The sequence below is a fragment of the Neobacillus niacini NBRC 15566 genome, from assembly GCF_001591505.1.
Taxonomy (GTDB): domain Bacteria; phylum Bacillota; class Bacilli; order Bacillales; family Cytobacillaceae; genus Neobacillus; species Neobacillus niacini.
Genome location: NZ_BCVA01000011.1, coordinates 51,882 through 67,169, shown reverse-complemented (window position 1 = coordinate 67,169; position 15,288 = coordinate 51,882). Strand labels below are relative to the sequence as shown.

General features: G+C 37.2%; 13 protein-coding genes. 11 read left to right on the top strand and 2 right to left on the bottom strand.

Features of this window, described 5'->3' with window-relative positions; genetic code table 11:
• Positions 1–146: 146 nt before the first annotated feature.
• From BANA01_RS11510 to BANA01_RS11485, 5 genes are all read left to right on the top strand, one after another.
• On the top strand, positions 147–497 hold the full coding sequence (locus tag BANA01_RS11510; protein WP_063253229.1) for a YlbF/YmcA family competence regulator: 351 nt from the start codon (positions 147–149) through the stop codon (positions 495–497).
• A gap of 126 nt (positions 498–623) precedes the next feature.
• Positions 624–1,493, top strand: a complete 870-nt coding sequence (locus BANA01_RS11505; protein WP_063253228.1) for a Cof-type HAD-IIB family hydrolase — start codon at positions 624–626, stop codon at positions 1,491–1,493.
• A gap of 123 nt (positions 1,494–1,616) precedes the next feature.
• Positions 1,617–3,128 carry a coproporphyrinogen III oxidase gene (locus tag BANA01_RS11500; protein ID WP_063253227.1) on the top strand — a complete coding sequence of 504 codons (1,512 nt, stop codon included), beginning with the start codon at positions 1,617–1,619 and terminating at the stop codon, positions 3,126–3,128.
• A 359-nt stretch (positions 3,129–3,487) separates the two neighbouring features.
• On the top strand, positions 3,488–5,104 hold the full coding sequence (locus tag BANA01_RS11490) for a long-chain fatty acid--CoA ligase (protein ID WP_063253225.1): 1,617 nt from the start codon (positions 3,488–3,490) through the stop codon (positions 5,102–5,104).
• Positions 5,105–5,263: 159 nt separating this feature from the next.
• Positions 5,264–6,052 (top strand): enoyl-CoA hydratase, encoded by a 789-nt coding sequence (locus BANA01_RS11485; RefSeq protein WP_063253224.1) that lies wholly within the window; start codon positions 5,264–5,266, stop codon positions 6,050–6,052.
• A 49-nt stretch (positions 6,053–6,101) separates the two neighbouring features.
• Here the strand turns inward: BANA01_RS11485 and BANA01_RS11480 are convergent, their stop codons facing one another.
• Positions 6,102–6,287: a YhzD family protein gene (locus BANA01_RS11480; RefSeq protein WP_063253223.1), complete on the bottom strand. Its 186-nt coding sequence runs from the start codon at positions 6,285–6,287 to the stop codon at positions 6,102–6,104.
• 116 nt (positions 6,288–6,403) lie between these two features.
• Here BANA01_RS11480 and BANA01_RS11475 point away from each other — a divergent pair, with 116 nt between their 5' ends.
• From BANA01_RS11475 to BANA01_RS11450, 6 genes are all read left to right on the top strand, one after another.
• Entirely contained in the window at positions 6,404–7,303 is a 900-nt protein-coding gene (locus BANA01_RS11475; RefSeq protein ID WP_063253222.1) for an ABC transporter ATP-binding protein, read from the top strand.
• Positions 7,296–8,549, top strand: coding sequence for an ABC transporter permease (locus BANA01_RS11470; protein ID WP_063253221.1), 1,254 nt, complete (start codon positions 7,296–7,298; stop codon positions 8,547–8,549). Before BANA01_RS11475 ends, BANA01_RS11470 begins: the two co-directional genes overlap by 8 nt.
• 113 nt (positions 8,550–8,662) lie before the next feature.
• Positions 8,663–9,880, top strand: coding sequence for a metallophosphoesterase family protein (locus tag BANA01_RS11465; RefSeq protein ID WP_063253220.1), 1,218 nt, complete (start codon positions 8,663–8,665; stop codon positions 9,878–9,880).
• Between the two features lie 16 nt (positions 9,881–9,896).
• Positions 9,897–12,899 carry an ATP-binding protein gene (locus tag BANA01_RS11460; protein WP_063253219.1) on the top strand — a complete coding sequence of 1,001 codons (3,003 nt, stop codon included), beginning with the start codon at positions 9,897–9,899 and terminating at the stop codon, positions 12,897–12,899.
• Positions 12,900–12,937: 38 nt separating this feature from the next.
• The gene (gene yhaM / locus BANA01_RS11455; RefSeq protein WP_063253218.1) at positions 12,938–13,882 is read left to right on the top strand and encodes a 3'-5' exoribonuclease YhaM; all 945 of its coding nucleotides are present in this window, start codon (positions 12,938–12,940) and stop codon (positions 13,880–13,882) included.
• 111 nt (positions 13,883–13,993) lie between these two features.
• The gene (locus tag BANA01_RS11450; RefSeq protein ID WP_063253217.1) at positions 13,994–14,182 is read left to right on the top strand and encodes a sporulation YhaL family protein; all 189 of its coding nucleotides are present in this window, start codon (positions 13,994–13,996) and stop codon (positions 14,180–14,182) included.
• A 40-nt stretch (positions 14,183–14,222) separates the two neighbouring features.
• Here the strand turns inward: BANA01_RS11450 and BANA01_RS11445 are convergent, their stop codons facing one another.
• Entirely contained in the window at positions 14,223–15,083 is an 861-nt protein-coding gene (locus tag BANA01_RS11445) for a peptidylprolyl isomerase (protein WP_063253216.1), read from the bottom strand.
• Between the last annotated feature and the right edge of the window lie 205 nt (positions 15,084–15,288).

Genomic DNA, 15,288 nt, shown 5'->3' with positions numbered 1-15,288 from the left:
TAAAAATAGGCATTCGTAGATATGGTATCGTATGTTATCGCCCATAGGTTGGTGATACTTAATTGTGCGCAGGTTGAACATCCTCGCATTTACCAACATAGTTTGTTATAGTTAGTAGGATTATTTTCTTAAGAGGAGTGGAAAAAATGTCCGTTAATTTATACGATGCGGCTTATGCATTAGAAAAGGCGATTCGTCAAAGTGATGAATATAAACAATTACAGCAGATGTATCATGAAGTAAATGCAGACCCCACAGCAAAAAGAATGTTTGATCAATTTCGTCAAATTCAGATGAATTTACAGCAAAAACAAATGATGGGGCAAGAGATATCGGAGCAGGAAGTTCAGCAGGCTCAATCAACGGTGGCCGTTGTACAACAAAATGAAAAAATAGCCCGACTCATGCAGGCAGAACAGCGAATGAGCATGATAATTGGGGAACTAAATCAATTAATTATGAAGCCTTTAGAGGAACTATACGGAAATAATATATAATCTCATTAAAAAAAGCTTTCGGTTTTTCCGGAAGTTTTTTCTTTTCTGCTGCACTCGTTCTATCTTTGGATGAAAAATCATAAAAGTGTTATAAGGGTAACTTCACCAAGAACAGGGGGCAGCGTAATGATTTATCGTTTGCTTGCATTAAATATTGATGGAACTCTTTTACAAAGTAATGGGAAAATCCATAAGTCAACAAAGGAAGCCATTGAGTATGTTCAGCAAAAGGGAATTTATGTAACGCTTATGACATCGAGAAGTTTTCCCTCAGCCAAGAAGGTTGCAAGGGCATTAAAAATAAAAAACCCGCTAATTACGCATCAAGGTGCCGTTATTGCAAATATTCAGGATAAACAAAATTATGTCGAAAGAATTAACGAGAATATTACTTATGATACCGTTCGTTTCTTAGAAGGTATGCCGTGCCAAATCAGGCTGGTGCATGAACAATTTTCTTTAGCAAATAGGTTGAAATTAAATAACAGTTTGTTAGTCAAAACTGTCTTTACATCAGGTGATCCTGTTTTTTATTCTCAGCAATTTGTTTCGTCATTAAGTGAATACTTACATGATCAACCAGTGACTCCTCCGAAAATTGAGGTTTATTTTGAAGAGGAAAGTGATCTTCAGGATGCAAAAAAGGCGATTGAAAAAATGTTTACAGAAATTGAAACCATTCAACTAGATCGTTTACGATTAGATATTGTCCCAGCTGGTGTTTCAAAGTTAAAGGGATTAGCTTTTCTTGGCAGTCATCTTGGTATCCAGCTCAAGGAAATGGTCGTAATTGGCGAAGGGTTGGATGATATCCCAGCGATTGAGGCAGCGGGATTAGGAGTGGCTATGTGGAATGCTGAATTTGAAGTAAAAAGAGCAGCAGACTGGGTGACTAGATCGAAAAATGAGCATGGTGTCGCCTATATGGTTAAGGAACACTTCAGAAAGCAGCAGCCAATTGAGTTTTTAAGAAAAATGAATATTATTAAAAAGTAAATGAGCAGACATCATCGTCCCGCACGATGATGTCTTTTACGTTTGTGAATGATTTCCATTGTATTGACCTTATTTTGGTGATTATGTACACTTAAAGAAGTTTATTTTGAAAGAGTGATTCTAATGAAAATTTCGATAATCGGGTTAGGGGACACAAGATTCGACCGGCAATTGACCCTGATTGCAAATTTGTTTTTTGAAGAAACAGAGATTGTGAAGATTTTAGACGATGAGGCAGATTTAACGATAAAATTTATTATAAATGTAGATCACCACATTCAGGTTTCGGCCGATTTACTAGATACTGAAGGGAAATCCTTTTCAACAGATTATCAAAAAGCTGTACAGCCCTTTCAAACAGATAAGGAATATTTTAAACAGGTCAAAAATGCTGTCGCCCATGTATATTTAACTCTATTGCAGAATTGGACAGGCATAACTCAAAAGTGGGGAATCTTAACCGGGGTCAGACCGACAAAGCTTTTACATCGTAAAGTCCAGGAGGGTGTGTCTGAAGAACTTGCCCACGAGCAATTAAAAAATGATTATCTGATTTCAGATGAAAAAATCAAGCTCATGCAGCATATTGTCGACAGGCAGTTGGCCGTTGTTCCTGATCTTTATGACCTGCATAAGGAAGTCAGCATTTATATCGGGATTCCGTTTTGTCCAACAAAATGTGCCTACTGTACATTCCCCGCTTATGCAATAAACGGCAGACAAGGATCAGTGGATTCCTTCTTAGGTGGTCTCCACTATGAAATGAAGAAAATTGGTGAATGGCTAAAGAAAAAAGGTGTACGAATTACAACGGTTTACTATGGCGGTGGTACACCAACCAGTATTACGGCAGAAGAAATGGATATGCTTTATGAAGAGATGTACCAGTCATTCCCGGATGTTGAAAATATACGAGAAATAACTGTTGAGGCAGGCCGTCCGGATACGATTACTCCTGAAAAATTAGAGGTATTAAAGAAGTGGAAAATAGACAGGATTAGTATAAATCCTCAATCTTATACACAAGAAACATTAAAGGCAATTGGGCGTCATCACACTGTTAAAGAAACTATTGATAAGTATCATTTAGCGAGAGAAATGGGCATGAACAATATCAATATGGATCTCATTATTGGTCTGCCAGGTGAGGGGATGGCTGAATTTTCACATTCACTTGCTGAAACCGAAAAACTTATGCCAGAATCCCTAACGGTGCATACTTTATCGTTTAAACGTGCTTCTGAAATGACAAAAAACAAGGATAAATATAAAGTTGCAGGTCGAGATGAAGTAGAACAAATGATGAATCTTGCAACAGAGTGGACTGAATGTCATGGCTATGTTCCTTATTATCTCTACCGTCAAAAAAATATTCTTGGTAACCTTGAGAATGTCGGCTATGCGTTTCCAAATCAAGAAAGCATATACAATATCATGATTATGGAGGAGCAGCAGACGATTATCGGGATTGGCTGTGGTGCTTCAAGCAAATTTATTGACCCGCTTTCAGGAAAAATCACTCAGTTTGCTAATCCTAAAGATCCTAAAACATATAATGAAAGCTTTGAAGCTTATACGGAAGAAAAAATAAAAATACTAGATACAATCTTCTCAGAAAAGGGATCCCCTGCTTAAATGGCAGGGGATTTTTAATGGAGTAAGCTTTTACTTGACCGAAAAAAGCGAAAATCAGAAATTGGGTCAAATGGGAGGCTCCTACCTGACCGAAAAAAGCGAAAATCAGAAATTGGGTGAAATGGGAGGCTCCCACTTGACCGAAAAAAGCGAAAATCAGAAATTGGGTCAAATGGGAGACTCCCACTTGACCGAAAAAAGGAAAAATCAAAAATTAGGTCAAATAGCATTGCTCATGCATATTTGCTAAAAAAAAAATCGTTCTCTATAGAGGAAATGTCTTATACATAACGAATATTTAATAGGACAAAAGAATACTATGATTTGAAAACGCTTTCAATTATGGAGGGGATTTAGCAATGATGCAAACACCTTTAACAATGACACAGATGATTGAGAGAGCAGAAAAGTATTTTCCAAAGAAACAGGTTATTTCCAGAACATCAAGTGGCATTCATCGGTTTACGTATAAACAAATCGGTGAAAGAACAAGACGACTTGCAGATAGTTTAAATAAACTAGGAGTAGAAAAAGGTGATAGGGTAGGAACACTAGCGTGGAATCATCACCGTCATTTAGAAGCATATTTTGCCATTCCATGTATGGGTGCTGTCCTACATACCATTAACATTCGACTCTCTCCGCAGCATATTTCGTATATCATCAATCATGCAGAAGATAGTATCCTCTTAGTAGACCCAGACTTAGTTCCATTACTAGAAAAATGTGCACATGAGTTAAAAAGCGTTAAGGCTTATGTGATTATGACAGACGACAAGGTACTCCCTAAAACTACACTTTCACCAATCTATGATTATGAAACATTATTAGCGGAAGCAAATCCTAACTTTCAATATCCAGATGATATAGAAGAGAACGACCCTGCAGGTATGTGCTATACCTCTGCGACTACAGGAAATCCAAAAGGGGTTGTATACTCGCATAGAGGGATTTTTCTTCATAGTATGGCGTTAGGGCTGGCAGATAGTGCCGCTATGAGTGAGAAAGACATAGCATTGCCAGTTGTCCCGATGTTTCATGCCAATGCCTGGGGTATGCCCTTTGCGGCAGTTTGGTTTGGGACATCATTGGTGCTGCCTGGACCATATTTTACTCCAAAACTGCTGGCAGAGTTTATAGAAAGCGAAAAGGTTACTATCACTGCTGGTGTTCCAACCATATGGCTTGGTCTGTTAAAGCAACTTGATGAGGGCTCTTATGATCTAAGTAGTTTAAGAGGAGTGCTTTGCGGAGGTTCAGCTGCGCCTAAAGGGATGATTAAGGCCTTTGAGCAGCGGCATAACGTACCATTCCTACATGCTTATGGAATGACTGAAACAAGCCCACTCGTGGTTATTTCAACATTAAAAAGCTATCAGGAGAATTTAGATTATGAAGAAAGACTAGAAATAAGAGCAAAGCAAGGCGTTCTTGTTCCTGGCTTAAGCATAAAAGTCGTGGGCAAGGATGGGGAAGTTGCTTGGGATGGTAAAGAAATGGGAGAGTTATGTATTAAGGGTCCGTGGATTGCCTCAGAGTATTATAAGGATGAGAGAACACAAGACGCCTTCCATGACGGCTGGCTCCACACTGGTGATGTTGTAACCATCGACGAAGAAGGCTTTGTGAAAATTGTCGATCGAACAAAGGATTTAATTAAGAGCGGCGGAGAATGGATATCCTCCGTTGATTTAGAGAATGCATTAATGGCGCATGAGTCAGTGTTTGAAGCGGCGGTTGTTGCAGTCCCGCATGAACAATGGCAAGAAAGACCGGTTGCTTGTGTGGTATTAAAAGATTCATATAAGGATAAGGTGAAAAAGGAAGATTTAATTGAATTTTTAACACCGCAGTTTGCTAAGTGGTGGCTTCCCGATGAAATTTTGTTTTTGGAGGAAATTCCGAAGACCTCGGTTGGGAAGTTCTTAAAGATGACACTAAGAGAACAGGTTCAAAAGGAAGTACTAAGAAAATAAGTTGTAAAGGACAAAGAGTCTGATCTTTGTCCTTTTTACGTATAAAAAAAATATATAAAATTACTATCAGTGAAAATTTTATATATTATGAAAATTTATTTTTTAACCATGGTATTCAAGCTATAATGGAAGTGACTAAGATTATGGGAGGCGTTTGGGGTGACAATCAATTTTGTAACGGATAAGGTGAAGTTGTGGGTGAATGGACGAGTTGCAACGGTAGAGATGAACAGGCCTGAATCATTAAATGCAATCGATGTGGATATGATAAAGGGGCTGGTAAGCAAATTCAAGGAAATAGCTGAATCGGATGATATAGATGTTGTGGTTTTAACCGGTAACGGTAAAGCCTTTTCAGCAGGGGGAGATATTAAAACGATGCTTTCTAACCTGGATGAAAGCGAATTCTTTCCTGTGATGGATTGTATTAGTGAATTAATCATAACTCTTTATAGTTTACCTAAATTAACAATTAGTACTGTGAGTGGTGCAGCGGCGGGGCTTGGATTTAGTCTTGCGTTGGCTACAGACCACATCATAGCTGATAAAACGAGCAAACTGGCAATGAATTTTATCGGAATCGGTTTAATCCCAGATGGCGGTTCTCACTTCTTTTTAGAAAAAAGATTAGGAGAAGTCAAGGCAAAACAAGTTATATGGGATGGAAAAATGATGAGCGCACAAGAAGCATTGGAAATAGGATTAGTCCAAGAAGTTGCAGAAGATTTGCAAGAAACTCTAGAAGCAAGAATATCCGATTGGCTGGAACGTCCAGTTCAGGCAATGATCAAAACCAAAAAGATACTAGCAGATATGAACAGACCCCATTTGCTTAAGATTCTAGAGTTAGAAAAAAATGGCCAGCTAAACATGCGTCGAACATTCGACCACCAAGAAGGAATAAGAGCCTTTATAGAAAAACGACCAGCAAAATTTATCGGCAAATAAGTTAGACAGAAAAAAGAAGCATTTGTTGCTTCTTTTTTCTGTCTGAAGACTAAGAATGGAACAATAAAAGCTTCCCGCTAGGTGATGTAAAACGATGTGTTTTATCTAGTAAATTCTTTTCTGCTAATAATTTCTCAGCTAATTCTTTTGCTGCCTCATCATGTTCAGCTTGAATAGCCTCATCTATTATTTTTTCCCCATTTGCCTCAAAGGCTGTTAATTTGTAAGTATTCATTTAGTTCTCCCCCTAAAATATTGATATTATAATATTTGCACAATTCTTGATATTTTGCAAAAGTGAAACTTTTCCATAGGACTTTCGTATTGTAATCTTTGAGAGGGGGAATTTGTATGGTTTTAAAACTTGAACATGTAACAAAACGATTTGGGGATTTCACAGCTGTTAATGACCTTTCCATCACGATACCTGAAAATGAAATGTTTGGCTTTTTAGGAGCAAATGGTGCAGGAAAGACGACAACCTTTCGGATGATTTTAGGGCTGCTAGATTCTAGTGAGGGAAAGATTACTTGGGATGGAAAGCCCATAAATTATTCTACAAGTCATTTAGTAGGTTATCTTCCTGAAGAAAGAGGGCTATACCCAAAATTAAAGGTTAGTGATCAGATTGTCTACCTTGCAAGATTAAGAGGTGTTTCGAAAAGTGAGGCTGTTTCTGAATTAAAATATTGGCTTGAGAAATTTAAAGTCCCAGAATATGAAAATAAAAAAGTAGAAGAGCTTTCAAAAGGAAACCAACAAAAAATCCAATTCATTGCAGCGGTCATACATAAACCCAAATTATTAATTCTTGATGAGCCATTCAGCGGTTTGGATCCTGTAAACGTTGAAATGCTTAAAGAGGCCGTTCTCTCATTAAAGCTAAAGGGAACTACAATTGTATTTTCAAGCCATCAAATGCATCATGTTGAAGAGATGTGTGAGCATCTTTGTATTATGCATAAAGGGGCCCCCATTGTTCATGGTTCTTTAAAAGAAATTAAACGTGCGTTTGGTAAAAAAAACCTTGTTATTCATTCTGATTTTCCATTGGATTTTCTAAAAAAATATCCAGGGGTAGTGAAAGCTAAATCGACAACCGAGGGGATTCATCTGCAAATCAATGGCGAATCTGTTGCAGAAAAAATCCTTAAAGAGATCGTCAACCAAGGATTTATCAGAAAATTTGACCTTGAAGAGCCTTCTTTAAATGATATTTTTATCGAGAAAGTGGGTGATTCCTATGAATAAATTTTGGATTATTTTATCCCATACGTATGTAAACAAATTGAAAACAAAGTCATTTTTGATCACAACCTTAATGACGGTAGTTATCACGCTAGCATTAACCAATATGAATAATATTATTGAAGCTTTCGATAAAGGCGGAGGTAAAGAAAAGGTAGCTGTTTTAGATGAAACAGGTCAGTTGTATTCACCGCTTAAAGAACAAATGAGTGCATTAAATAAAAACCTGCAGCTAACAGAGTTTGATGGTACAGAAGAAGAGGCAGAAAAGGAAGTGGAAGAGGGGAATTTTGTTGCGTTTGTTCAGCTCCAATTTGATGAGGAACAATTGCCTAAAGCTACATATAAAGCATTGACTGTTGCAGATTCATCATTATTTTCTGATCTTCAGACGGGGCTCCAACAAATCAAGACGATGCTTGCGGCTTCAAAAATTAATCTAACACCAGCACAGCTTCAGCAGCTATACGAACCAGTTTCTTTCGAGAAAATTGCTCTTGAAGAAAATGCGAAAACCGAAGAAGAACTAAATCAGGCCCGGGGACTCGTCTATGTCCTGCTTTTTATCATCTATTTTGCTGTCATCATGTATGCCAGTATGATTGCAATGGAAGTGGCTACGGAAAAGTCTTCAAGGGTGATGGAAATACTGATCTCAAGTGTGTCTCCCATAAAGCAAATGTTTGGTAAGATACTTGGTATTGGTTTATTAAGCTTAACTCAGCTTGCGGTACTTCTTTCTGTAGGTTATTTTTCTATAAAACGGAATATGTCCTCTCTTGAAGGCGGCTTTTTTGACGCATTTGGATTTGGGAATATTTCTTTATCAACCATTGCCTATGCGGTTATTTTCTTCATCTTAGGTTATTTTCTCTATGCTACTCTTGCGGCATTTTTAGGTTCATTGGTCAGCAGGATTGAGGATGTTCAACAAATGATTACACCAATGACGTTACTCGTTGTAGCAGGATTTATGATTGCGATGTTTGGTCTTGGAAAGCCAGATTCACCGTTTATTGTTATAACATCGTATATCCCATTCTTCACCCCAATGATTATGTTTTTACGAGTAGGTATGCTGAATATTCCGGTTTGGGAAGCAGTCTTAGGAATTTCCATCCTGATGGCTACGATCGCCATCTTAGCGGTATTTGGTGCACGTGTTTACCGCGGAGGAGTACTAATGTATGGAAAATCGAATTCCTTTAAAGATATAAAAAAGGCCTTGCAACTAACCAAAAAAGAATAAAATGTGAAGGGCTTTGTCAAAACGGACAAAGCCCTTTTAATATTTTATTTAAGAACGTGCATTCGCTTTTTTGAGATGTTACAATGAAAGAAAACTCTGAAAGGAGCTTTCTAATGAAACAGATATCATTTATACACGCTGCTGACCTGCATTTGGACAGTCCTATGGTTGGTTTAAAGCATTTACCTGCGAATATCCTTTCAAGAGTGAGAGAGAGTACGTTCACTGCGTTAGGAAAGCTTACAGCAGCCGCTATTGACAACAACGTTGATTTTGTCATTTTAGCCGGGGATTTATATGATGGTGAGGATAGAAGTTTACGTGCACAATCTCGCTTTCGTAATGAAATGCAAAAGCTTTCAAAAAAGGATATTCCTGTTTATGTTATCCATGGAAACCATGATCATTTAAGTGGCTCATGGGTAAACCTTGATATGCCTTCAAACGTTCATTTTTTTGGCAGTGATGTCGAAATCAAGGTATTTCATACGAAACGTGGGGATACCGTCCATCTCTATGGTTTTAGTTATTTACAAAGACATATTTTTGATAAAAGAATAGATGACTATCAAAAACATGATCCTGCGGATTTTCATATCGGCATTCTCCACGGGAATGAAGGTGGAGGAACAGACCATGATAATTACGCTCCTTTTTCTATTAAAGATCTCTATGAGAAAGGATTTGATTATTGGGCTTTAGGTCATATTCATAAACGGACGATATTATCAGAATCGCCGCCCATCATTTACCCAGGAAACCTTCAAGGGCGTAATAAGAAAGAAGTAGGCGTAAAAGGATGTTATCACATTACATTAAATGATTTCGAAGTTAAAAAGGAATTTATCGAAACTTCGGATATTCTTTGGGAGGAAGTTACGATTGACGCTGCAGGGGCAAACAATTTCCAAGAAATACTGCAATTATGTCAGCTAACCATTGAACGGTTGCGTAAAGCTGGTAAAGGTACGCTTGTTACCTTAAACCTAAAAAATGTTCAATTAGATAATACTCAAGAGAAAAGAATTCTAGATACTGAACTTCTAGAGGTACTGTTAGACTATGAAAATGATGAAGAATCATTTGTTTGGACCGTTAAATTAAACCTGGAAGAGAACCAGCAGCTTGATAGAAAAAAATTAATGAATGAAGCAGATTTTTATACAGAGCTGTTTGCCACCATCGATGACTACCAAACTACTGAGGAGGCAATTGCACCTTTATATCAGCACCAATTGGGTAGGAAATATTTAATAAGTCTAACAGAAAGTGAACAGAAAGAAGTAATGGATAAAGCTGAGAAACTATTAATTGGCTTATTATATCAATAGTGAAGGAGATGATTGATTGAAAATCCAGGAGATACATATATATGGCTTTGGTCAATTAACGAATACCGTTATTAAGGACCTATCTGATTTTCACGTGTTTTATGGTGAAAATGAGGCAGGAAAATCAACGATCATGGCATTTATTCATGGAATCCTGTTTGGGTTCCCAACGAAGCAATCATCAGAACATCGCTATGTACCGAAAAACGGCTCAAACTATGGCGGTAAGCTTAGAATATTGTTTGATGAGTTTGGTGTTGCCACGATAGAAAGGATTAGAGGCAAGGCTTCTGGGGACGTTACAGTCACACTGGAGGATGGTACCCAAGGTGAAGAAGAACTGCTTAAACAACTGCTTGGGAATATTGATAAAGGACTTTTTCAAGCTATATTTTCTTTTAATTTACATGGGCTGCAAAATATCCATCAAATGAAAGGGGAGGAATTGGGTAAGTTTTTATTTTCTACTGGTACACTTGGAACAGAGCGCCTAGCGAAAACAGAAGCAGAACTTCAGAAGGAGTTAGAAGCTCGTTTTAAACCAAGCGGAAAGAAGCCGTTGATAAATGAAAAACTTAAAGCACTTCATGAACTTAGCGGTGAGCTAAAAAAAGCAGCCGCCAAAAATCTTGAATATGAAGTAATAGTTTCTGATAAAGAAAAAATCACTAAGGAAATGGAAGAGGTAAGCCAGGCACTTAAGAATGTAAAAAGCGAGGTAGAGAGGCTAAGTGAATGGCAAAGAATCCATTCCCTCGTCAAAGAAGAAAGATGGATAAATACAGAAATCAAATTACTTGGGGAAGACCCATTCCCTGCCAGAGGTATTGAACGAATAGAAAAATTAAATCAGCTCATTTATCCGTACAATGCTCAGATTTCAAGTTTACTGGAAAGAATCACTCAAATTAAAAGTGAAGTTTCCTCAAAACAGCCAAATAAGCAAATGCTTGCGGATGAATCCCAGCTCCTAGGTGCATTAGACCAAATTCCCATCTATGAACAGTTGGTCCTAGAAAAACAACAGTGTGAATTAAAATTAGTAGATTTAGAAGATAAAATCATCATCATAAATGAGAAACTTCACTTACCTTTAAGAGAAGAAGACGTTCATACGATTAACACCAATATCTATATGAAAAATCAGGTGGAGCAGGCAGCAAGGAAAAAGCAAAAGCTCTTAGAGGTAAAACAGGAACTTGAGGAGAAGTTTCGAGAAGAAAAAAACTCTCTTGAGGAGCTGGAAAAGAAAGTTAGCTTTGCAGAAACTCAGATGATTCCAGCTGATGATAGATCGCGCCTTGAAAAATTAGTCAATGATGAAAGTGAAAAAAGAAAAGTTGAATACGAATTAAAAGCTGTACAAGACAAAATAGAGTATTATCAGCATACTCAGGAACAGGATAAGAAAACATTTGCTGCAATAAAAAAGCAAAAACAAATTCAATTTTTAACCATTGGAGTATTATTGCTGGTTCTATCACTATATGGTTTGTATTCCAAGCAATGGATACTGGTAGTGATGGGGGTATTAGGAACCTTACTAATCGTTTTTTTTCTAGGTAATAACAATAGTCGTAAAAATGATGCAAAAATCAATGTGGCTCTAAGTCGGTTGTTAGACGATGAAAAAAGGTGCATTCAAATACTCGAGAGATATAAAAATAGTAACATTCCAGCTCTCCAAGAAAAATTGAAGCAGGATAATTATTGGAAAGAACAGCAGCAGCTATACAAAATAAAGCTCGAACAGCAGCAAACACAATATGAAAAAGTCATCATGAAATTTGAAGAGTGGGAGATTGAAGCAGCTGAAAATAGGGAAATGTTACTGAAACTGAGTAGTGAACTTCATATACCAGAGTATATCGCCGATGCTTTTTTTCTTGAAGCCTTTGAGTTAATTGAACAATATAAACTAATTAGCAGAGAAAAAAAGAATTTGCATGCAAGGTTGAAACAGATTCACCTCGCACAGACTGACATTTCCGAAAGGCTCTTCTCTTACGCAAAACAATATTTAGCAGACCTTGGTAGTGACTTATCGAAGATGGGGTACTTATTGCGGACTAAATTAAAGGAAGAACATGGAAAGTTAATAAAAGTCCAAGAAAAGCAGGAAAAGCTAGATGATCTTGAGGCAGACCTGCACCAAATGAAACAGGAACAAGCACATCTCATTTCGGAAAAGAAAAAACTTCTGGAAGAAGCGAATGTGGAGGAAGAAGGGGCATTTTATGAGCTTGGGAAAAAATTTGAAACAAAGTTAAAGCTCATCGAGAGGCTGGAGGATATTAGTAAGCAGGTCCAATACTCTTTTCTAAAGGCAGACGATATAGAAAGATTCTTACAAATTCATAATGTAGAAGAACAATTAATTTCTTATCATGATGAGATCGAAAGGTTATCGTCAAGACTAATGGAACTGCAGGAAAAGCAAGCGGCTGTAAATTACCAGATTCAAATTCTTGAAGAAGGAGGATCATATTCTGAGTTACTCCACCACTATAAACAGCAAAAGTTTGAGTTTGAAGAAGCAGCAAAAGAATGGTCAGTTTTTTGTTTAGCACAAAACATACTAACCCAAACAGTTGAAAAGTACAAAAACGTTCATTTGCCGAGAATACTGGAGAAAGCAGAGGAGTACCTATACTTCCTGACAGAAAAACAATATCAGCGTATACATCTGCAACAGTCAGGAACTGGTTTTTTAATAGAAAGAAGTGATTATACTCTATTTGAGGCAAATGAGTTAAGTCAAGCTACTACCGAGCAAGTGTACGTTTCTATAAGATTGGCGCTTGCCGCCACCCTCTACGAAAAGTATCGCTTTCCCATTATCATTGATGATAGTTTCGTGAATTTTGACGCTAATCGTACCAAAAAGGTAATGGAGCTTTTAACCAATCTTAAATATAATCAAATTTTATTTTTTACTTGTCACACACATTTGCTTCAATATTTTCACCCAGAAAATGTTTATTATCTTCATAAAGGTAATGTCGAAGTAATTTCATAGAGAATGTTATACTAGTGCTATGGGGAGGAGAGAGACAGATGACTAAAGGAATACTTGATTATGATTTCGGAGTACAGGTTGATCTGTATTTACTTATTAAAAGCGCCACAAAAGGGATTGCAAGTAATGGTAAGCCGTTTTTAACACTTATCCTTCAAGACCAAAGTGGTGAAATAGAAGCAAAACTATGGGACTCTAATGAAGAGGATGAAAAGAATTATACCGCGCAAAAAATAGTTAAGATTATTGGGGATATTCATAATTATCGTGGAAAAAGCCAGCTGAAAATTCGGCAGATTCGAAGAACAGGCCCAAGTGACTCAGTAAAGCTGGAGGATTTTTTAGAGACCGCACCATTAAGCCAAGAAGAGATGATGAGTAAACTGACACAATATATCTTTGATATGAAAAATCCAAATATCCAAAGAATTACCCGCCACTTATTGAAAAAACATCAAAAGGCTTTTTTAGAATATCCGGCAGCAACGAAGAATCATCATGAGTTTGTATCAGGACTTGTCTATCATGTTGTTAGTATGCTCGACCTAGCAAAATCAATTTCTGCACTTTATCCTAGTCTTGATAAGGACTTACTCTATGCTGGAGTGATATTACATGATATGGGTAAAGTGGTTGAATTATCCGGACCAATATCTACAGTTTATACAGTGGAAGGTAATTTACTAGGTCATATTACCATTATGGTAAATGAAATCGGCAAAGCAGCTGAAGAACTCGGGATAACTGGTGAGGAAGTGTTAATACTAAAACACTTAGTCTTAAGTCATCATGGAAAGGCTGAGTGGGGAAGTCCAAAGCCGCCATTAATTAAAGAAGCAGAAATTCTTCATTATATCGATAATCTCGATGCAAAAATGAACATGCTCGATCGTGCATTAGAAAGAGTTAAACCTGGTGAATTTACTGAACGTGTATTTGCCTTAGACAACCGATCATTCTACAAACCGATATTTCATAAATAAATAACCCATCTACTGGGTTATTTTTTTTTATAGTCAGTATGAATATTTATCAATAAATCGAATATGTTGTATAAAAAAGTGGACAACCACTAATGAAGGGAGCAATAATAAATGACTATTCCTATTTGGGTATATGCAGTCGTGGTTGGTATCGTTATAAGCGCGTTGATGGCAATCAAAACGGGTAGAGAAGAACGTATGTTGGAGATGGAAAATATTGAAAAAGAGGGAGAAATTTATTTAACACGGTTGGAACAAGAAAAAGAACGACGTGAAGGAGAAAGAGCCACAGGGGAATAAAAAAAGAAGGGACTCCATGAGAGTTCCTTCTTTGCATCAATTACTGAGCCGCAGGTGCTGGATCTAACGCACCCTTTAAATCTTTATCGCTAATTTTTACTTTTGCATCCTTAATTTCTTTTTGCATAATTTCGTTAATCTTCTCATTTGTTAATTTTGAAGATTTTAATTCTTTCTCCATTTGGTCTTTCATTTCTTCATAGGACTTCTTTTCTTTTTTGTCTGTTAATTGAATGATATGATATCCAAATGAGCTCTTTACTGGACCGCTAATTTCATCTTTTTTAAGGGCATATGCAGCAGCTTCAAAATCCGGATCCATTGCTCCAGGACCAAACCAGCCTAAGTCACCGCCAGCTTGCTTTGCAGCTTCATCAGTAGAATATTTATTGCTTACATCTTCAAATTTTTCGCCAGCGTCAAGTTTTTGCTTAACTTCTAAAGCTGTTTTTTCATCAGCAACGAGAATATGACGAGCCTTGATTTCAGGCTTGTAGTTGTCGTAGTATTCCTTTACTTCTTTATCTGTTACTTTTATAGACTTCATGGCAGCTTTTTCTTGCATCATACCAAGTTTCATTGTCTCTTTAAAATCTTCTTCATTAGCGTATCCGTATTGTGCCAGCGCCGCTTGAAAGTTGTCTCCGAGCTGAGCCTTCAATTCATCTACTTTTGCGTCTAATTCTTTGTCCGTTACTTCGTATTTCTCAGATAGGACTTTTTCATAGACAAGCTGTTGTAGTGCTTGTGCACCCACCTTTTCCTTCATTGCTTCATAAAGTTCATCCTGTGTAATATCTCCAGCAGAGCTTTCTGCCACAGTTGAACCTCCACTCTGATTACACGCAGTTAAGGCAAAAACCCCGCCAGCTAATGTAAGGGCTAACATCCATTTTTTCATGAGGAACCTCTCCTAAACAGTAAAATTCTTGTGGGTTTTTGTCCACAAACTATACTATATCATAAATGGTAACGTCTGCAAAAATATTTCCTGAATTTGTGAACTGAAATTTGGGCATTTAACCATTGCGAATTTAGAAATTGGTACATACGATAACCTGTAACAAAAAAGATCTATTTAAGCTCATCGGCTGAACGTCATGATT